The following is a 19,330-nucleotide window of genomic DNA, read 5'->3' as shown; positions in this document are numbered from 1 at the left end:
CTCGTTTTATTGGGGGATGCCTAGCGCACGCTGGAGCAGAAACTCACGTCGTCGCGCAGGGGATCGTAGCTCGCACTGTGATAGAGCTCGAAACAGGGGCCGTCGCCAAACGCCAGCCCGGCCGCGACGATATCGCCTATGTGCTCCTGCCAGAGCACCCCGTACTGGCTGCGATCCGTGATGAGATAGCGGGACTGGGCGTAACGCCCGGCGGGGATGAGCTGAGTTTCCACCTCCCCCGCCCCCTGGGTGCCCACCGGCACGCTGATGCCGATGTCGGTACGGCACTGGGCCGGCGGTGTCACTTGCGGGTTGTCATGGTAGATGAAGATCCACTCCCCCCCCTCCAGCCCGCGCGCGGCAGCCCACTGGTGCAGGCGGTTGCAGACGGCGTCATACCCTTCGCCATAGGGGCCTGTGACCCGGATATAGGCCAGGGTGCGGGCGTCCATCTCGACAGTTTTCATGGTGTTGCTCCTTGCTGATGAGTGACCTTCAGCATAAGGAAGCGCCTCTTGCCATGCGTGTCCTTCCTTGCGCTCATGGTGTCCTTTCTTGCCCTTGTCGCGGCGAAATTCCCCTGGCGTGCAACCATAGTGACGACGAAACGCCTTGGCAAAGGCCTGGGAGCTGCCAAGCCCCGCCCCCAGGGCGATGGCGGTGACGCTGGCATCGGTGTAGCAGAGCTGCCAGGCCGCCCGCTGCATCCGCAGCCGCCGACACATCTCGCCGGGGGACTCCCCCACCACGGCGGTAAACACCCGGTGGAAGTGGTAGAGGGAGAGGCAGGCGCGGCTCGCCAGCGCCTCGATGGAGAGATCCGGATCCTGCTCCAGCGCCCGCAGCACCGGGGTCAGGCGCTCGCGATAGTCGATCATGGCTGTTTCACTCTCATGGCAATCTCACTCTCACTGGTTCTCACGGCAGGCGGACCCGCCCCATATGCAGGGCATCGACGAAGCTTCCTTCGCGAAACGCATAGGCGGGTGAGCACCCCTCCTGCTCGAAGCCGAATTTGCGGTAGAGCGCGATGGCAGCTGCATTGTCGCTATAGACCGTCAACTCAAGCCGTTGCAGGTTGAGCCAGTTATCCGCCAGCTCCACCGCCGCCCCCAGCAAGGCCGAGCCCACGCCGCGACCGGCCCAGTCATCCCGCACCCCCATGCCGATGCCAGCCACATGGCGACGACGAGGATTCGGCTCGAGCCAGAGGCCGAGATCGCCGACCAGCAGCTCATCCACTGTGGCCACCAGACCGTAGCCACTGCGCTCCGCCAAGCGTTTCTGCCACATGGCCAGGGTCGGATAGGGCATCTGCAAGGTGCCCTTCTGAGCCTTTGGCATAGCATAGAGATCCCGCAGTCCCTGGGCATCCCCAGCCTCCGCCTGACGAATCCTGATCTCAATCATCCCCTCTCCTCCCTGATCCATGAACGTCCGTCCAAAATAGCGCCCTTTGCGTCCGTAGCCAACTCCATTAGGACTACCTATCAAACACTTAGAGCTGACCAATTGGCCCCGCTCGCGCCCCTTGCCGTATCGTGCCTCCATCATCACAAGGAGATGCCCAATGACCGACAAGACCCTGCGCAGCGCCAATGGTGCCCCCGTCGTCGACAACAACAACAGCCTTACCGCCGGCCCCCGCGGCCCTGTGCTGATGCAAGACATCTGGTTGATGGAGAAGCTCGCCCACTTCGACCGCGAGCGCATTCCCGAGCGGGTGGTGCACGCCAAGGGCTCCGGCGCCTACGGCACCTTTACCGTGACCCACGACATCAGCCAGTTCAGCAAGGCCGACCTGTTCAACGCCGTCGGCAAGCAGACCCCGGTCTTCCTGCGCTTCTCCACCGTGGCCGGGGAGAAGGGCGCCGCCGACGCCGAGCGCGACGTGCGCGGCTTCGCCCTCAAGTTCTACACAGAGCAGGGCAACTGGGATCTGGTGGGCAACAACACCCCGGTGTTCTTCATCCGGGATCCGCTGAAATTCCCCGACTTCATCCACACCCAGAAGCGGGATCCCCGCACCAACCTGCGCAGCGCCACCGCCGCCTGGGACTTCTGGTCCCGCCACCCGGAATCCCTGCATCAGGTCACCATACTGTTCAGCGATCGCGGCATCCCCAGGAGCCTGCGGGAGATGAACGGCTACGGCAGCCACACCTTCAGCTTCATCAACTCGGCCAACGAGCGCTTCTGGGTCAAGTTCCACTTCAAGACAGAGCAGGGCCACAGCTTCTACACAGATGAGGAGGCGGCCAATGCCGTCGGTCAGGACAGAGAGACCAGCCAGGCGGATCTCTACAACGCCATAGAGCGGGGCGACTTCCCGCGCTGGAAGGTCTATGTGCAGGTGATGCCGGAAGCCGAGGCACAGACCTACGAGATCCACCCGTTCGACCTCACCAAGGTGTGGCCCCACAAGGACTATCCGCTGATCCCGGTCGGCGTGCTGGAGCTCAACCAGAACCCGGACAACTACTTCGCCCATGTGGAGCAGGCCGCCTTCACCCCGGCCAACGTGGTGCCCGGCATCGGCTTCTCGCCGGATCGCATGCTGCAGGGGCGGCTCTTCTCCTACGGCGACACCCAGCGCTATCGCCTCGGCGTCAACCACGGCCTGCTGCCGGTCAACGCCCCGCGCTGCCCCTTCCACCACGGTGCCCACCGCGACGGCGCCATGCGCAGCGACAGCAATGGTGGCGCCAGCCCCAACTACCAGCCGAACCGCTTCGGTACCCAGCAACCGAGCGAGCAGCACGAACCGGCGCTGAGTCTGGAAGGGGCCGCCCTGCACTACGATTTTCGTGATTACGACAGCGACTACTACAGCCAGCCGGGGGATCTGTTCCGCCTGATGGACGAGGGGCAGCGCGCGCGCCTCGCCGCCAACCTGGCGCGATCCCTGATCAACGTGGAAGATGACGCCATAGTCGCGGCCCAGCTCAGCCACTTCGAGCAGGCCGACCCCGAGTACGCCAAGCGGGTCGAGCTGGCACTGGCCGCCTTGCAGCGTTAAGCCGCAAGCAGGCACATCTGCAAAAGCAAAACGGGGGCCTGATGGCCCCCGTTGTCGTGATGCTGGCGGTGAGAAATAGAAAACGGAGCCCGAGGCTCCGTTTTTCAATGCGGTATCAATCCCGGACGCAGCGCCTCGCGCTCTGCCCGCTCCCTGACCAGCAGGCGTTTGTACCACCCACTGTTGCGACGACGTCGGTGTGATGAAAGGAGGAAGGGCGACGAGCCAGCCCGATAGCGGCACTGTCACGACCCAAAAACGGGAACACTGAGGCTCCCGTTTTCATCAATCTCTATCAATCCCGGACGCAGCGCCTCGCGCTCTGCCCGCTCTCTGACCAGCAGGCGTTTGTACCACCAACTATTGCGACGACGTCAGCGTGATGAAAGGAGGAAGGGCGACGAGCCAGCCCGATAGCGGCACTGTCACGACCCAAAAACGGGAACCCTGAGGCTCCCGCTTTTATCAATCTGTCTCAATCTCTATCAATCCCGGACGCAGCGCCTCGCGCTCTGCCCGCTCCCTGACCAGCAGGCGTTTGTACCACCCACTGTTGCGACGACGTCGGTGTGATGAAAGGAGGAAGGGCGACGAGCCAGCCCGATAGCGGCACTGTCACGACCCAAAAACGGGAACCCTGAGGTTCCCGTTTTCATCAATCTCTATCAATCCCGAACGGAGCGCGCCTCGCGCTCTGCCCGCTCCCTGACCAGCAGGCGTTTGTACCACCAACTATTGCGACGACGTTGAGTAATGGAAGAGCGACGAGCCATAGTCTTGGGTCCCATGCCAATTGTGAGCGAGGCCGTATTATGCGATAGCCTTCCCGCTCCTGTCTTTAGCTGGATCAAGAAAAGCTCAGCGGGGTGTCTCGATGCGATCCACCCCGGCCGGAGGGGCGGATTTCTCCCTCTCCTCCTGCAAGGGGCGCCAGGCCAGGGGGCCATTGCTCTCCTGCAGGTTGATGGGGGCACAGATCAGCCCGTGCTCTCCCTGGGGGATCCGGGCGCCGAGAGAATACTGCTTCCCCTCATACCAGCAGATCCGCTCCGCCATGGCGCCCAGGGGCAACACCAGATCCGTGCCGGTCCGAATGGTATGACGGGATGGCTCGGCCATGGCCGGCAGGGTGAGTCCCAGCAGGGCCAGCATGATAACGACTGATTTCATCGCGACTCCTTGGTTTCCTCTTTCAGGCGACCAGCCGGGGGGAAAACTTGATTAATAAGTGACACGCCATCTGGCATTCCGGAACCAATATGGTAGCCTGCGAGCGCCGCGCCAGCCTGTACAGGAATTGGTCGCCACAACCCCAGTAACCTGGTCTGATCGAGACCAAGATTACCTTAATTATCAAATCGTTATTTGGATTTTCCCCCAATGCGTATCATGCCCTTGCTCAAGGCGACCTGCCTGAGCCTGATGTTGTCCGCCTGCGTCGCTCCCCTGCTGATGATGGGTCCCTCCAGCCAGTTGATGTGGGCCCTGCTCAAGCCACTGGTCGGTTTCGACCCCAACGAGGTCAATCTGTTCGAACAACCCCTCATCAAGGACAGGATGACGGCCCTGCTCGGCCCCAACTATGACACCACTGTCTCCCTGCTCAAGACCGCCGGCGAGCTGCAACAGGAGGGGCCCCTCTTCTATGTGGTCTCCCGCTATACCCCTGTGCCCGACCTCGCCCAGAAGGCTGGCCTGGTGTGGAACTCGGATACCAACCAGATGGCGGTCAAGTTGCTCAAGGGCGATGCCGTCGAGGTGTTTGGCGAGCAGCTGGGTCAGGTGACCCCGAGCTGGCCAAAAGAGATGGCCGGCTGGCAGACACCGGCCAGCGAGGCCGTCAAGGGGGCCATGACAGGGTCGGCCAGCGAGCTGATCAACGGGGCGACCCAGCAGGCCGCCAAGGCGGTCAGCAACCAGGCCAGTCAGGCCGTCGAGGGCGCCAGCGCTGCCGCAACCCAGGCCGTGACCAAGACGGTCAATGACGCCGGCAAGCAGGCCGCCGAGAGCGCCAGCGCCGCCGCAACCCAGGCCGTGACCAAGACGGTCAATGACGCCGGCAAGCAGGCCGCCGAGAGCGCCAGCGCCGCCGCAGCCCAGGCCGTGAGCAAGACGGTCAATGACGCCGGCAAGCAGGCCACCGAGAGCGCCAGCGCCGCCGCAACCCAGGCCGTGACCAGGACGGTCAATGACGCCGGCAAGCAGGCCGTCGAGGGCGCCAGCGCCGCCGCAACCCAGGCCGTGACCAGGACGGTCAATGACGCCGGCAAGCAGGCCGCCGAGGGCGCCAGCGCCGCCGCAACCCAGGCCGTGACCAAGACGGTCGAAGACGCCGGCAAGCAGGGCGCCGAGGCGGTCAGCCAGGCGTTACCGACTCAGGATCCTCAGGCCGCCGCCCGCGCCAGCGCCGAGGCCGAACTGGAGGCACTGCTGAAGTGAGGCAAAGCGCCATGACCCCGGCCAGACCCTGCCACCGGAGAGCCGCACGATGAGACTCATGGCTCTGCTCGGCCTGCTGACCACCCTGGCCAGCCCGCCCCTGACGGCCCTGACCTACTACTCAGAGCAGAACCTGCCGTTCAACGGCCTGGATGAGCAGGGGCGCACCAGCGGCTTCAGCATAGAGCTGCTGCGCCTGATGTGGCAGGAGCTGGGGCAGGAGGAGGAACCCATCCACTTCCTGCCCTGGGCCCAGGCCTGGTATCTGCTGACCCAGCAGCCGGATGCCGTCCTGCTCACCACGGCACGCACCCAGCGACGCGCCTCCCGGTTGCAATGGGTCTGCCCCATCAGCCACTCCCGGATCGTGTTGATGGCCAGGGCCGACCAGTTGCCGACGATCCAGCGCAGGGCCGATCTGCTCAATCTGAAGATTGGGGCCATGGAGGCCGATGTGGGGGAACAGCTGCTGCTCAATCGCGGCGTTCCCCCCAGCCAGCTGATGACGGTACCCAGCATGGATCGGGTGGTGCGCCAGTTGCTGCTGGCCCGCACCGACCTGGTCGCGGGCAACGAAGTCATGTTGCGCCACCAGATCCGCCAGCTCGGCTACCCGGCGACCCAGTTCGTCACCGTGGCCGTACTGGCCCAGCAGGATGACTGCTTCGCCTTCAGTGACGCCGTGGATCCGGCCGAGGTGGCCAGGCTGCAGCAGGCCCTGGACAAGGTGCGTCAGGGGCCCGCGTTTCGTGCCCTCCAGGCCCGTTACCGGGACCAGCTCGCGCCGGGCAACCAGGCCCCTCTGCCCGAGATAGAGTGACGCCGGGCAGACAGCCCCGGCGCCAAGCAAAGAGGTCACCCCTGGGTGACCTCTTCTTCCATCCGCCTATGAGGCAGGCACCTATTTGTAGAGGTTGTCCTGCTCGTTGTCCTTGCTGACGGCCGACTCGCTGTGCTCGATGGCGGTGCGGATGAGATCCACCCCGGCCCGGATGATCAGCACCCCCATGTTGACCAGCTTGACGCAGACCCACATGAAGGTGATGAGCAGTATCAGCTTGAGTACCGTCTGGAAAGCCTCCAGGAAGTTCTGCTCCAGCTGGGCGGTGAGTCCGTTGGCGCTGCTCATCAGCCAGGTGTAGACCTCGCGCACGAAGGGGATGCGGCTCGGCATTTCCAGCACATCCAGTGCGGCAGGCAGGGCCTGGCAGATGACGATACTGCCAAACAGTACCAGGATGACGCCAAGGCCGATGCCGAGATAAAAACCTAACTGTTTCATGAAGAGTCCCACGGTTTGCTGCATGAAGGGTGACGATAGCTGCCAATAGTAGGCACAGGGGCGAGCAAGGGCAATCCTGGCCGGGACAAACCTGACGACAAGGCCGGTTCTGGCAGGGAAATCATTGCCCAAGCTACTGATTTCTGTGAGGCTTGGCTATCGTCCCCGGATCCGGCTCCCCATGATCAGATACGTTTGCTGCCTGTTACTGGCCCTGTTGACCGCCCCGCTCGTACTCGCCCAATCTGCCCCCAGCGGCGCCGTGTGCGTCGTCAAACATCAGGACAAGGTCTTGCTGGTACAAGACAGGGTCTCGTCACGCTACAGCCTGACCGGCGGCTACATAGACCAGGGCGAGACCCCGGCCCAGGCGGCGCTGCGGGAACTGTTCGAAGAGACGGGACTCAGAGGCCGGATCGTCGCCCCCCTGGGTCGCTGGCGATCGGCCGAGCTGTTCGCCTGCCAGAGCCTGAGCCCCATCAGGGCCCAGTCCGGCACAGGGGCCGTCTCCCTGCTTCAGGCCCCCAACCGGGATGGGGAGGTGCTCAGCGCCCTGCTGATCGCCCCTACCACCCTGCCCCACGCCCTGCGCCGCTTCCCGGCCCAGCTCGACTGGATCGTGCCACGCCTCGCCAGCATCCCGGACAGCGAGGTCACCTGGGTGGCGGATTTTCGCTCCGAGGCCAATACCCTTCATGATCGGGAGCTCACCCTGATCCGCCAGGTGCAGAGCCTCATCGGCCCCAAGGCGCTCTGGCTGCAACTGGCCAACCTCGCGGGATCGACCCCCTTCCTGCTGCTGCTCATCCCCTTCCTGCTGCCCCTGCTGGGGTGGCCCAGTGTCTGGCAACTGCTGTTCGCCATGCTCTGGCTCGCCCTGCTGACTCAGCTCGCCAAGGAGGCCGTGGCCTGGCCCAGACCCTTCAACTTCATGCCGGACCTGGCCCCCCACGCCGTCTCGGGCTTCGGCATGCCGAGCGGCCATACCGCCACCGCCATGCTGGGGTGGGGACTGCTGCTCGGCTGGGCCTGGCCGAAGCGGCGAGGGGCGGCACTGACCCTGGCGCTGTTGCTAGGGAGCGCCACCGGCCTGGCCCGCGTCTGGCTCGGGGTGCATTTCATTTCGGACGTGGTGGCCGGCCTGCTGCTGGGACTGATCCTGCTCACCCTGCGCTCCCGGCTGCTGCCGCTGGCCAGCCACTATCTGGCCTGGCTGCTGCTCGCCGGCCTGGCCGGCATGGGGGCCGCCATCCTGCAATCCCCCACCCTGGCCGCCATCGCCATTGCCAGCCTGGCCCTGTTGCTCGGCAGCCAGAGCCGGGTCAATCGCACGCGGCGCCACCCCTGGCTGGTCGGCTTCATTGCCCTCTCGGGCTGCCTGCTGCTGAGCCTGCTCAGCACAGGTCTGCCGCTGCTCATCTCCAGTTCCCTGTTGATCCTGAGCGGGCAAGGCATACTCTATGGGCTCTGGGGGCTCTGGTTGAGCCATGGTATCTGGTGGCTCCTCTCCCTGACCGATGACCACAACCGGGGCATGGCCCCACCGCAAGGAACATCATGACCTTCAAGAAACCGGATCTGGCCAAGATCACCCTGGGGGTGCTGTTTCTCAGCATTCTCATCATCTCCTGCTTCATGGTGCTGCGCCCCTTCCTGCCCGCCCTGGTCTGGGCCACCATGATCACCATCGCCACCTGGCCCCTGATGCGGATGATGCAGCGCCTGCTGTGGGGCAAGCGCGCCCTGGCCGCCCTCTTCATGACCCTGGTCCTGCTGCTGATGTTCGTCATCCCGCTGTTCATGGCGCTGGCCAATGTGGCGGAGAAGGCCCCCATGCTCATCGAACTCGGCACCAACCTCAGCCACTCGCCACCCCCCAAGCTGCTCTGGTTGCAACAGGTGCCCCTGGTGGGCGACAAGCTCTATGAGTTCTGGCAGCAGATCCTGGCGAGCGGCGGTCAGGTGCTGTTCGCCAAGCTGGCCCCCTACTTCGGCCAGACAGCCCGCTGGCTGGCGGCCCAGGCGGGCAACCTCGGCCTGCTGTTCGTCCACTTCCTGCTGACGGTGGCCATCTGCGGTCTGCTCTACCACTCCGGGGAAAAGGCCGCCGACGGCATTCGCCGCTTCGCCCATCGCCTGGCGGGCCAGCGCGGCGACAACGCCGTGGTGCTCGCCTCCCAGGCCATCCGCGCCGTCGCCATGGGGGTGGTGGTGACCGCCCTGGTGCAATCCTCGGTGGCCGGGATAGGCCTGCTCATCGCCGGCATCCCCTACGTCATGGTGCTGGTGGTGCTGATGTTCCTGCTGATCGTCGCCCAGATTGGTCCCTTCCCGGTGCTGCTGGCCAGCGTGGGCTACCTCTACTGGAGCGGGGACACCACCTGGGGCACCTTCCTGCTGGTCTGGTCCCTGCTGGCGGGCACCATGGACAACTTCCTGCGCCCCTTCCTGATCAAGCGCGGCGCCGACCTGCCGCTGATCCTGATCCTGGTGGGGGTCATCGGCGGCCTGCTGGCAATGGGGATCATCGGCCTCTTCATCGGCCCCGTGGTGCTGGCGGTGGGCTACACCCTGCTGGATGCCTGGATCAAGGAAGGTGATCTGCAGCCAGAGGCGGCCGCCATCGCGGCGCCTCCCAAGGCCGAGTGACGATTCAGCCACCATAGCTGATGCAAAGAGCCGCCCATCGGGCGGCTCTTTGGTTTGTGGTGATAGTGGTTTATGGCGATCGTGTCGGGTTGGCTGATCCGCGCCAACTTGCATATCCCACATATTACCGCCCCATGCAGGTTCGATTGGCTAAGCCTAATCGGACGATCGAGATGCCGCTGCCCCGGCGTTTCCGTGAATCAGCGGCATCTGGCAGAGGGCAAATATGGATGGTCGTTATCGCGGGGGATTTAATTTACGCGAACGTCCGATTACGCCTTACGGCTAATCGAACCTACGGGCTATACCTATTCCTTTAAATAATCATCATCTATTTCACGTGCAAGGCTTTCAAAGCTCTTGTGACTTTTTTGTAGATAGAATAAGTAAATTCGTGCATCTGCTTCTGAAAAGTCATTCGCATTAGAGTTAGTTAGATAAGTTTTTACTCTTTGAATGGCATGGAAATACTCATCAAGATCGTACTGAGTGTGATCTGGTAACTCATTCCTTTCTTTCAATGCACTCTGAAATTTATTGTATGCCTCTTCGATTGACTCAAGCATACTAAGACCAAATGAAACATTTGAACTGGATGGGGAATATATAGCCTGCCCTACTTTTTCGAACATGTATCCCATTGTTGAGTGGAGAATATCTGCTAGAGGTTGCCCCATAAACTTAGTCCTATGCTGCTCGTCAATTTTTCGAAGTTTTTCACTGATTAATGCGTAAGCATTATTAATGCCGACAAGTTGTGTTTCTACTGTTTTTTTGAAGTCAACGTCGATGAACTCACTTTGGCCTTCATCGTAGAAGCGGGCCAAAGTAAAGCCGCCTTTACTCATTGAAATACGAGAAATATGATTGAAGTAAGTGGTTTTCTTAACTTGATTCTTTGTTGGGTGACCGATGGAGGCGTTTCTAACGGCTCTGATGTTTTTCAGCTCGTCCGACAGTGAATATGGCACTTCAAATGCTTCAGACAAATGACTCATGGCGTCTTGTTGGATAAATAACGCTTGTAATAGCCCATAAGTGTAAATATAAGACAACCCTGCATTAACGGGGTATTCTGATTCGAAATAACTTTTTAATGCTAACCCTGTGTCACCGAGCGTGTCCAAAGAACTACAAATTTGGCTCCAGTTATCTAATTCTGAGATTAAGACCTTCTGATATCTATGCGTGTTTATGTGCTCTCGTACTTGCGCCTCGATATCAAAAAACCTTATTAAATTATCTTCAATGTTTTTCATCTATGGCAATTCATCTCAATAGGTATGACAGTAATTAGATAGACGGCGGTGATAATCCATTAATAGAGCCCTCCATATAACTCCGGATCGCCCTGTTCTCCGCCACGAAAAATGCATTTTAAATCACAACATTACCGGTCTGCCTCTGATGCTGAGCTTATTCGCCGCGAATCCTATTTTGGCTCTACTTATGGCCATCGGGCAAAAATACACTTCTGGGGGGTCAATGGAAAGCGCCATTCGGCCTCCTTTTCATAAACAAGTCAGTAGTGTGATCGGAGGCGCTATATCAAGAGAGCGTAAGGAGTACCTCGCCTTCTGCCACTGGCTCGGCCAGCAATTTGCCGACGGTGAACCCGACCGGGAGGGGGATTGGCTTGCCACCCTCTGAGGCAGGTCACTGAATCGGGGGCGCTGGCGTGGTTAAATGGTCGGCTCACATCTTGCCGGATATTGCCGTGACCATGCCATCTGACCTTCAGCATCATCAGCCCTGGCCTGACTATCTGCAGGCCTCCTGGCTGCGCTGCGCCCACCAGACCAGTGCCACCCTCTGGCACCCGCCCCACAGCGCCAAGGGGCAGACCTTGCAGAGCCTGCGCCAGCGCAAGCGCGACCTGCTCACCACCGGCGAGATGGCTCTCGAGGATCTCTACGAATTCATGGAGGGGCGCCCCTGCGCCCTGCTGCTCACCGACGAGAGCGGCTGCCTGCTGGCCCAGACCGGCCACCCCGACACCCTGCGCGAGCTGGCAGCGCTGGGTTTTGGCCCCGGCGCCTTCTTCAGCGAGGGGCGCATCGGCACCAATGCCATCAATCTGGCGGCGCTGGAGGGGGTGCCGCTCTGCGTCAGTGGCCCCCAGCACTTCAACCAGACCCTCCATCCCTGGCACAGCTGCGCCAGCCCGGTCTACAACAGCAACGGCCGTCAGGTCGCCATCATGGCCCTGGTCTGCCGGGTGGAGGAGGCAACGGTCGGCGATCTGGCGCTCACCGTCAGCGCCGGGCGCGAGCTGGCCCATCTGCTGCAGATGGAGACCCTGATGCAGGAGTCCCAGCACCATCTGAGCGAGCTTTACGCCCTGCTCGACGGCATGGATGACGGTGTGCTGGCCTGGGATCCCCAGGGTCGGCTGCGCTACCTCAACGCCCTGGCGGCACACCGGCTGCGGCTCGATCCGGCGCTCTGTCTCGGTCAGCCGCTGGAGCAGCACCTGCTGCTACCCCAGCGTTTGCAACTGGCCATCAAGGGGCAGACACCGCTCAGCCATGTGGAGGTAACGCTGGAGCGACTCGGCGCTCAGGAGGGGGAGTTCATCAATGCGCTGATAAGCCTCAAGCCGTTGCCGGGGCCGGAGGGGGTCAGCTTTATCGCCCTGCTGCACCCGGTCGATCGGCTGCGGGCCATTCACCAGTTGCGCCAGACGGTGCCCGAGCTCTCTGCCCTGGTGGGGGAATCGAGCGCCATGCGCAAGCTGCTGCGCTACGCCCGGCAGGCGGCCCAGAGTCAGGGGCCTATCCTGCTGCGCGGCGAGGAGGAGGTGGGCAAGGCCCAGCTGGCGGAGGCGATCCACTTTGGCAGCGAACGGGCCGCCGGGCCGCTCATCACCCTCAACTGTCAGGCGCTGCCGAGCGAGCGGATGGCGCTGGAGCTGATGGGCTCCGACGAGGCGTGGCAGGAGCGGGCGGGCAAGTTCGAGCTGGCCCACGGCGGCACCCTGGTGCTGGAGCAGGTGGAGTGCCTCTCTGCCCCCATGCAGGCGGCGCTGCTGCAACTGCTCAAGACCGGCCGCATCCAGCGCTTCGATTCGGCCCGCATTCTGCCGCTCAAGGTGCGGATCATCGCCACCAGCAGCGCCCCGCTGGAGCAGCGGGTGCAGGAGGGGCTGTTTGGCCGCCAGCTGCTCTATGCCTTGCAGGCATGCGAGCTGTGGCTGCCGGGGCTGCGGGAGCGCACGGCCGATCTGCCGGGCCTTATCAGCCAGCAGCTAGGGGCGCAGGGGCGCGAGCCGGTGCGCCAGTTCAGTCCGGCGGCCCTCGATTGTCTGCTCGCCTATCCCTGGCCCGGCAATCTGGGGGAGCTGCGCAGCGCCGTCGAGCATGCGCTGCTTCACGCCGGTCAGGGGCCGATCCCGCCGGAGGCGCTGCCTGCCGCCATTCGTCACGGCTATCAGCAGGTGGCGGACGAGGTGGTGGGGCAACCGCTGCTCACCCTGGCCGAGCTGGAGCGCCAGGCCATCCTGCGCTGCGCCCACGCCTGCAAGGGGCAGGTGAGCCAGATGGCCCAGCATCTGGGCATCAGTCGCACCACCCTCTGGCGGCGGCTCAAGCTGCTCGAGATCGATCCCGCCGACTACCACAGCTGACGGTTATTGAGGCCGTCGCCAACCGGCCCGTAGAAAATGAAACGGCCCCGCAGATGCGGGGCCGATTTATATGACAAGGTCAGCCGTGGCGCGGTTACAGCCCCAGCTGGTGGGCGGTGACGATGGCCGCCAGCACATCCTCGGCAGTGACCTTGAACGGCATATTGTGGATGGTCTCACCCTCCGCAGTGGAGGCTTTGGCCACCTCCATCAGGCGCGCCATATCCAGCTCCTTGACCCCCATCATATGCAGGTTTGTCGGCAGGCCCACCGAGCGGCAGAAACCCAGCACTGTCTCGATCTCCGCCATCGGCGCATTCTCCAGCACCAGCTGTACCAGGGTACCGAACGCCACCTTCTCGCCGTGGTAGAGGTGGTGACACTCGGCCAGCTGGGTCAGGCCATTGTGAACGGCGTGGGCGGCGGCCAGACCGCTGCTCTCGAAGCCGATGCCGCTCAGGTAGGTGTTGGCCTCTATGATGTTCTCCACCGCCTTGGTGCAGAGCCCCTGCTCCACCGCCAGCTTGGCCTTGTAGCCATCGGCCAGCAGGGTCTTGTAGCAGAGCTCGGCGATGGCCTGCGCCGCCAGGGTGGGGGCACCACCGGCCATGGTCTGGCAACCGGAGACCTTGTTGGCGCGCGCCTCGAAATAGGTGGAGAGGGCATCCCCCATGCCGGAAACCAAGAGGCGCACCGGGGCGCGGGAGACCACGCCGGTATCCATGATGACCATATTGGGGTTGGTCGGGATCATCAGGTATTCGCTGAACTGCCCCTCTGGGGTGTAGATGACCGCCAGCGCGCTGGTGGGGGCATCGGTGGAGGCGATGGTGGGCACTATGACCACCGGCACCTTCTGGTAGAAGGCGACCGACTTGGCGGTATCCAGCGTCTTGCCGCCGCCGATGCCGATGATGACGTCAAACGGCGTCTGGTTGCAGCGGGCCAGCAGGCGGTCGATCTCGGGGCGGGAGCACTCGCCATTGAAGCAGTCGAACTCGGGCTGGATACCGGCGCCGTGGAAGCTGGTGGCCACGGTATCGCCAACCAGCTTGGTGACGAAGGCGTCGGCCAGAATAAGTGGCTTGGCGCCGAGCGCCTTGACGTAGTTGCCTATATTGGCAAGGGCCCCGTTGCCTTGCACGTACTTGCTGGGGCTGATGATGATGCGGTCCATATTCTATCCCTCTCTCTAGTTCATAAGACGTCTTTTGAAACTAACAGGGGCGAAGGGGCGGCTGTGCCGGGGACTCCTTCGTCTTTTACTTGCACGAAAGTGGAGCTGCACAGGCTCAGCGAGCGAGTGCAGCGCCTTGAAACAGTGGTATGCGGCGTCAGTCGCCGAAGCGATCAAAGGCCAGCTGCTGGAAACAGGCCAAGGCGGCGTTGGCATCCTCTCCGCGCGCCAGCAGGGTGAGCCGGTCGCCCTGGCGCACGTTGAGCATGGCGAGCCGGGTCAGGCTGCGGGGATTGGCCTCTTTGTCCCCCTTTTGCAGCCTGAGTTCGGCAGCAAAGGGTTTGAGGGCGGCCACCAGTCGGGCGGCAGGGCGCACATGCAGGCCGTGGGGGTTATCCACCACCACCTCGCAGCGCAGCCAGCCGTCGTCGGCAACGGGGGCTGTCTCTGTGGCGGCTTGCGCCGCGCTGGCTGGCAGCATCGCCTGTTTCGGGCCCAGCGCGCCGAGCGCCTCGGCGGCCACCTCATCCAGCGTCAGGCCGGAACCGGCCGCCACCACGGCGGCCAGGGTGCCCTCGACCAGCGGGGCGGGGCAGAGCCGCACCCTCGCGCTCAGCTCCGGGGACAGCAGTTCGAGGGCGGTCTCGGCGCTCAAGAGGGCGCTGCCGAGATCCATCAACACCAGCACGCCGCTGCCGTCGTCCGCTTCTTCAATCGCACTCATCACGGCGATGGCATCTGTGCCGATGGGGTGGTCGGGGTCATCGACCCCGGCCGCCAGCAGCAATCTGGCCGGGCTGCCGAGCTGGTTGGCCAGCGCTTTCAATCCGGCCGCCAGCTGGGCGCTGTGAGAGACAACTACGATTCCGATCATGTCACAACCTCGCTCTGTCACGCAGGGCGGTCAGCAGCAGCAGGGTCGAGGTGGCCCCGGCATCCTGATGGCCTATGCTGCGCTCGCCAAGGTAGCTGGCGCGCCCCTTGCGGGCCTGCATCTGGATGGTGGCCTCGGTACCGGCAGCGGCTGCTGCCACCGCCTTGTCCAGCGCTTCGTTGAGCGGCAGCTCTTGCTGCTGCGCTTGCTGCAGGGCGGCCAGTGCCGGCCACCAGGCGTCGCACATGGTCTTGTCGCCCGGCTCGGCGCGGCCGCGGGAGACGATCCCCTCCACCCCGTCGCTGAGCATTTTGCCGAGCTGGCCGAGGCTCAGGCTCTGGCAGGCGTCGGTGCTGGCCGCCGCCCGGATAAAGAAGGTGCCGTAGAGCGGGCCGCTGGCGCCGCCGACCGAGGAGAGCAGGGTCATGCCGGTGGTTTTCAGCACCTGGCCGATATCCTTGTCTGCCACCGCCGGCAGCTTCTCGGCCACCTTGGCAAAGCCGCGCTGCATGTTGAGGCCGTGGTCGCCGTCGCCGATGTCGGTATCCAGCGCGGTGAGGTAGTCACGCTGCTCGGTAAAGATGTGTTCGCAGTCGAGCAGCCAGTTGACGATCTGATGTTTGCTTAACATGAATATTCCTCAGCAGCCGCGACGCAGGGCGGGGGTATGAACGGGGGCATCCCACAGGGTCATCAGCTCATCATCCACCTTGAGCAAGGTGATGGAGATGCCGGTCATGTCGAGGGAGGTGCAGTAGGGGCCAATCAGGTTGCGCACCAGATGGATGCCTGCCTCTTCGCACAGGGTGGCGAGGCGACCATAGACGCCGTACAGCTCGGAGATGGGGGTGCCGCCCAGGCTGTTGACCAGGGCGATGACCCGATCGCCCCCATTCAGCGGCTCGATAAATGTGTGCTCTTCCTGCCAACTGCCGGAGGCTCTGTCCCAGTGGCGCAGGGTGCGGCCATAGGGGGTGTTGTCAGCCAGCTCTTTGAACATGTCGTCCACCAGGGTATTGAGGTCGGTGAAGGGGCGGCGCGCTATGCCCGGTTCGCCGTGAATGCCCACGCCGAACTCCATCTCGTTGTCCGCCAGGGTGAAGGAGGGCTTGCCGGCGGCAGGCACGGTGCAGGCATGCATGGCCACGCCTATGGTGCGGCTCTGGTTGTTGACGCGGCGGGCCAGCGCCTCGCAGCGCGCCAGATCATAGCCCGCTTCGGCAGCGGCACCGACCAGCTTTTCGCACAGCACGGTCGTGGCAACGCCACGGCGACCGGCGGTGTAGAGGCTGTCTTTGACCGCCACGTCGTCATCGATGAGGGCAAAGCCCACCTTGACCCCGTCACCGTGCAGCAGCTCGACCGCGGTCTCGAAGTTGAGCACGTCGCCGGTGTAGTTCTTCACCAGAAACAACACGCCCGCGCCGCCATCCACCGCCTGACCGCACTCGTACATCTGATCCGGGGTCGGAGAGGTAAAAATCTCGCCGGGGCAGGCGCCATCCAGCATCCCCTTGCCCACCAGGCCGCCGTGCATCGGCTCGTGGCCGCTGCCGCCACCGGAGACCAGCGCCACCTTGCCCATCACGGGGGCGTCGGCGCGGGTGATGTAGTGGGGTTCGATACGTACCTTGAGCTCGGGGTGGGCGGCGGCCATCCCCATCAGTTGTTCACGGACCACGGCATCGACGGCATTGATCAGTTTCTTCATGGCTCACTCCTTGGCTTGCCACCGCACGGGTGGGCAAATGGTTGATGGAGCCAGTCTAACGGGATAAATCGGGAGGAAAATGACGGCAGGTTAGGTTCGGATTTGAAACAGGATCAGGTGCGTTGGCGTTTCAATCTGAAACGATGCGGGGCAAGCAGGCGGTAAACTGTTAGCGGCCTCACAGCCATGAAAAAGGGCCCCGCAGGGCCCTTCGCTATAACCGGAATAACCGGACGGGTTAGATAGCCCAGCCACCGGCGTAGAAGATCACCAGGGCCACGGCGATGATGACGGTGCCGACGTTGAGTTTCTTCCACTCGGCGGCAAACAGGCGGCCGATCACCAGTGCCACGAAGCCCAGCATGATACCGGTGACTATGTTGCAGGTGAGCACGATGAAGACGGCGCACAGCATGCCGGAGAGCGCATCGACCGAATCGCTGAAGTCCAGCTTGGTGACGTTGCCCAGCATCAGCAGACCGACGTACATCAGGGCCGGTGCGGTGGCATAAGCCGGTACCAGATAGCTCAGCGGGGAGAGGAAGATCATCAGCAGGAAGAGCACGCCGACCAGGGTGGCGGTCAGACCCGTCTTGCCACCGGCCGCAGTCCCTGCGGCGGATTCGATGTAGACGGCCGCCGGAGCACCACCCACCACGCCAGCGACCATACTGCTGACGGAGTCGGCCGTCAGGGCCTTGCCGCCGCTGATGATGTGGCCACGCTCGTTGATGAGGCCCGCTTGCCCTGCCACGGCACGTATGGTGCCGGTGGCGTCAAACACGGCAGTCATCACCAGTGCCAGTACGGTCGGGATCACCACAGGATTGAGGGCACCCAGCAGATCCATGCTGCCTACCAGCGAACCCTTCTCGCCGGTCAGGCTCGGCATGGCGAAGAAGCCCTGCCAGGTCACTTTCGGATCGAAGATGAGGCCGAGGATGGAGATGGCGATGATCACCATCAGGATGCCGCCCGGCACCTTGCGACGCTCCAAACCGAAGATGGCGGCCAGACCCAGAACCGTCATGATGACAGGGAAGGAGGTCACTTCACCGAGTTGTACCGGCAGGCCGGCCCCTTCGTTCTTGATCACCATGCCGACGCCGTTGGTGGCGATCAGCAGCAGGAACAGGCCGATACCTATGCCGGTGCCGTGGGCGATGCCGGAGGGGAGGTTATCCAGGATCCACTGGCGCACGCCGGTGACGCTGATCAGGGTAAACAGCACACCCATCAGGAAGATGGCGCCCAGCGCGACCGGAATGCTCAGCCCCTGACCCAGTACCAGACTGAAGGCGGTAAAGGCGGTGAGGGAGATGGCGCAACCTATGGCCATCGGCAGCTTGGCCCACAGACCCATCAGCAGGGAGCCGAAGGCGGCGATCAAGCAGGTGGCCACGAAGACGGGACCCTGCTCAAAACCGGCGGCACCCAGCATGTTCGGCACCACTATGATGCTGTAGACCATGGCCAGGAAGGTGGTCAACCCGGCCAGCAGCTCCTGGCGGACAGTGCTGCCACGCTGGCTGATGGAGAAATAGGAGTCCAGAAACCCGCCATTGCCCGCGCGGGCCGTCGTTTGTTGCGTTGCCATAGTTCATCCTGAAAGTGTGAAGGAAATCGTTTGCTTGCTGGCGCGCAAAATAGCAAGAATTTGGCGAGATTGCAGCGGATAAGCGACCATTTTCCCGAAGTTTTTCATCAACAGCCTCGTTGGGAGCCTCAACTTCCACATGGGAAGCGCCCCTCCAGCTTCTACACTCTTAGCTAGCCCCCATCAGCCGGAGACAAGCCCATGCACACAGGCAACCTGCTTGGCCAGATCCCCTCCCCCCTGCCCAACGAGGTGTTCACCGACCTGGTCAGCACCAATCACTTTCGCATCGAGCGCATCCTCTCCCAGGGGCAACAGACCCCCACGGGGGAGTGGTTCGATCAGGATGAACACGAGTGGGTGGCGCTGATACAGGGCGAAGCCATCCTGGTCTTTATCACACCGGATACCGGGGTCCAGGAGCGCGTCCACCTTGGGCCGGGGGATTACATCAACATCCCGGCACACCTTCAGCACAGGGTGGAGTGGACCCATCCGACCGAGACGACCGTCTGGCTCTGCGTCTACTACTAGAGGAATCGCCTCTCCACAGTGACAAAGCACAACGAAAGAAGCCCAATCGACAGATTGGGCTTCCTGAAAACGGATGCTGACGGCGCATAGCAAAAAGGCCTTCCCGTGAGGGAAGGCCTTTCAAATTAGTGGCGGAGCGGACGGGACTCGAACCCGCGACCCCCGGCGTGACAGGCCGGTATTCTAACCGACTGAACTACCGCTCCGCATTCGGTTAGCTTGCGCTAAATCTGTTGCTGCTTGTTTATGAGGTGTCATCCTCGCAGCCAATCATGCAATGTGTGCACAACTGTTTAATTGGGTGCCTGGCAGTGTCCTACTCTCGCATGGCGAATGCCACACTACCATCGGCGCTACCGCGTTTCACTTCTGAGTTCGGCATGGGATCAGGTGGTTCCACGGCGCTATGGCCGCCAGGCAAAA

17 protein-coding genes, 1 tRNA gene and 1 rRNA gene are annotated in these 19,330 nt (G+C 62.8%); 7 read left to right on the top strand and 12 right to left on the bottom strand.

Annotation, left to right across the window (positions count from 1 at the left end; all coding sequences use genetic code 11):
* Nucleotides 1-20 precede the first annotated feature (20 nt).
* The gene (locus ACEUCR_RS09525) at nucleotides 21-878 is read right to left on the bottom strand and encodes an AraC family transcriptional regulator (RefSeq protein WP_408789710.1); all 858 of its coding nucleotides are present in this window, start codon (nucleotides 876-878) and stop codon (nucleotides 21-23) included.
* Nucleotides 879-918: 40 nt separating this feature from the next.
* On the bottom strand, nucleotides 919-1,407 hold the full coding sequence (locus ACEUCR_RS09520; protein ID WP_408790104.1) for a GNAT family N-acetyltransferase: 489 nt from the start codon (nucleotides 1,405-1,407) through the stop codon (nucleotides 919-921).
* Nucleotides 1,408-1,570: 163 nt separating this feature from the next.
* Here ACEUCR_RS09520 and ACEUCR_RS09515 point away from each other — a divergent pair, with 163 nt between their 5' ends.
* Nucleotides 1,571-3,019, top strand: a complete 1,449-nt coding sequence (locus tag ACEUCR_RS09515) for a catalase (RefSeq protein WP_408789708.1) — start codon at nucleotides 1,571-1,573, stop codon at nucleotides 3,017-3,019.
* Between the two features lie 858 nt (nucleotides 3,020-3,877).
* On the opposite strand, the gene ACEUCR_RS09510 is transcribed toward ACEUCR_RS09515, so the two are convergent.
* The gene (locus ACEUCR_RS09510; RefSeq protein WP_392441635.1) at nucleotides 3,878-4,189 is read right to left on the bottom strand and encodes a DUF1496 domain-containing protein; all 312 of its coding nucleotides are present in this window, start codon (nucleotides 4,187-4,189) and stop codon (nucleotides 3,878-3,880) included.
* 210 nt (nucleotides 4,190-4,399) lie between these two features.
* On the opposite strand from ACEUCR_RS09510, the gene ACEUCR_RS09505 reads away from it, so the two are divergent.
* Nucleotides 4,400-5,458: a hypothetical protein gene (locus ACEUCR_RS09505; RefSeq protein ID WP_408789704.1), complete on the top strand. Its 1,059-nt coding sequence runs from the start codon at nucleotides 4,400-4,402 to the stop codon at nucleotides 5,456-5,458.
* Between the two features lie 49 nt (nucleotides 5,459-5,507).
* Nucleotides 5,508-6,278, top strand: coding sequence for a substrate-binding periplasmic protein (locus tag ACEUCR_RS09500; protein WP_392441633.1), 771 nt, complete (start codon nucleotides 5,508-5,510; stop codon nucleotides 6,276-6,278).
* Between the two features lie 81 nt (nucleotides 6,279-6,359).
* Here the strand turns inward: ACEUCR_RS09500 and ACEUCR_RS09495 are convergent, their stop codons facing one another.
* Nucleotides 6,360-6,740 (bottom strand): hypothetical protein, encoded by a 381-nt coding sequence (locus ACEUCR_RS09495; protein ID WP_408789700.1) that lies wholly within the window; start codon nucleotides 6,738-6,740, stop codon nucleotides 6,360-6,362.
* A 181-nt stretch (nucleotides 6,741-6,921) separates the two neighbouring features.
* Between ACEUCR_RS09495 and ACEUCR_RS09490 the strand changes: the two genes are divergently transcribed.
* Both ACEUCR_RS09490 and ydiK read left to right on the top strand, forming a co-directional pair.
* Nucleotides 6,922-8,301, top strand: coding sequence for a bifunctional NUDIX hydrolase/phosphatase PAP2 family protein (locus ACEUCR_RS09490; protein ID WP_408789697.1), 1,380 nt, complete (start codon nucleotides 6,922-6,924; stop codon nucleotides 8,299-8,301).
* A complete protein-coding gene (gene ydiK / locus ACEUCR_RS09485; protein WP_408789695.1) occupies nucleotides 8,298-9,389 on the top strand; it encodes an AI-2E family transporter YdiK in 1,092 nt (363 codons plus the stop codon). Before ACEUCR_RS09490 ends, ydiK begins: the two co-directional genes overlap by 4 nt.
* 308 nt (nucleotides 9,390-9,697) lie before the next feature.
* Here the strand turns inward: ydiK and ACEUCR_RS09480 are convergent, their stop codons facing one another.
* Complete coding sequence (locus ACEUCR_RS09480; RefSeq protein ID WP_408789692.1) at nucleotides 9,698-10,648, bottom strand: hypothetical protein; 951 nt, start codon at nucleotides 10,646-10,648, stop codon at nucleotides 9,698-9,700.
* A 464-nt stretch (nucleotides 10,649-11,112) separates the two neighbouring features.
* Here ACEUCR_RS09480 and dhaR point away from each other — a divergent pair, with 464 nt between their 5' ends.
* On the top strand, nucleotides 11,113-13,014 hold the full coding sequence (gene dhaR, locus ACEUCR_RS09475) for a dihydroxyacetone kinase operon transcriptional regulator DhaR (protein ID WP_408789689.1): 1,902 nt from the start codon (nucleotides 11,113-11,115) through the stop codon (nucleotides 13,012-13,014).
* A 94-nt stretch (nucleotides 13,015-13,108) separates the two neighbouring features.
* On the opposite strand, the gene ACEUCR_RS09470 is transcribed toward dhaR, so the two are convergent.
* The 5 genes from ACEUCR_RS09470 to ACEUCR_RS09450 all read right to left on the bottom strand — a co-directional run bounded on the left by ACEUCR_RS09470 (nucleotide 13,109) and on the right by ACEUCR_RS09450 (nucleotide 18,373).
* A complete protein-coding gene (locus ACEUCR_RS09470) occupies nucleotides 13,109-14,191 on the bottom strand; it encodes a glycerol dehydrogenase (protein ID WP_408789686.1) in 1,083 nt (360 codons plus the stop codon).
* A gap of 157 nt (nucleotides 14,192-14,348) precedes the next feature.
* Nucleotides 14,349-15,065, bottom strand: coding sequence for a dihydroxyacetone kinase phosphoryl donor subunit DhaM (gene dhaM / locus ACEUCR_RS09465; protein ID WP_408789683.1), 717 nt, complete (start codon nucleotides 15,063-15,065; stop codon nucleotides 14,349-14,351).
* Nucleotide 15,066: 1 nt separating this feature from the next.
* A complete protein-coding gene (gene dhaL / locus ACEUCR_RS09460; RefSeq protein WP_408789680.1) occupies nucleotides 15,067-15,696 on the bottom strand; it encodes a dihydroxyacetone kinase subunit DhaL in 630 nt (209 codons plus the stop codon).
* A 9-nt stretch (nucleotides 15,697-15,705) separates the two neighbouring features.
* Nucleotides 15,706-16,776 carry a dihydroxyacetone kinase subunit DhaK gene (gene dhaK / locus ACEUCR_RS09455; RefSeq protein ID WP_408789677.1) on the bottom strand — a complete coding sequence of 357 codons (1,071 nt, stop codon included), beginning with the start codon at nucleotides 16,774-16,776 and terminating at the stop codon, nucleotides 15,706-15,708.
* 238 nt (nucleotides 16,777-17,014) lie between these two features.
* Nucleotides 17,015-18,373 (bottom strand): NCS2 family permease, encoded by a 1,359-nt coding sequence (locus tag ACEUCR_RS09450; RefSeq protein WP_408789675.1) that lies wholly within the window; start codon nucleotides 18,371-18,373, stop codon nucleotides 17,015-17,017.
* Nucleotides 18,374-18,574: 201 nt separating this feature from the next.
* Between ACEUCR_RS09450 and ACEUCR_RS09445 the strand changes: the two genes are divergently transcribed.
* Nucleotides 18,575-18,907, top strand: coding sequence for a cupin domain-containing protein (locus ACEUCR_RS09445; RefSeq protein ID WP_408789673.1), 333 nt, complete (start codon nucleotides 18,575-18,577; stop codon nucleotides 18,905-18,907).
* A 129-nt stretch (nucleotides 18,908-19,036) separates the two neighbouring features.
* On the opposite strand, the gene ACEUCR_RS09440 is transcribed toward ACEUCR_RS09445, so the two are convergent.
* Together ACEUCR_RS09440 and rrf are read right to left on the bottom strand one after the other, a co-directional pair.
* A tRNA-Asp gene (locus ACEUCR_RS09440) sits at nucleotides 19,037-19,113 on the bottom strand.
* 97 nt (nucleotides 19,114-19,210) lie between these two features.
* Nucleotides 19,211-19,325: ribosomal RNA gene (rrf, locus tag ACEUCR_RS09435) — 5S ribosomal RNA — on the bottom strand.
* Between the last annotated feature and the right edge of the window lie 5 nt (nucleotides 19,326-19,330).

It is taken from the genome of Aeromonas bivalvium (assembly GCF_046078285.1).
Classification (GTDB): Bacteria; Pseudomonadota; Gammaproteobacteria; order Enterobacterales; family Aeromonadaceae; genus Aeromonas; species Aeromonas bivalvium.
This window is presented reverse-complemented; position numbering and strand designations above follow the sequence as displayed.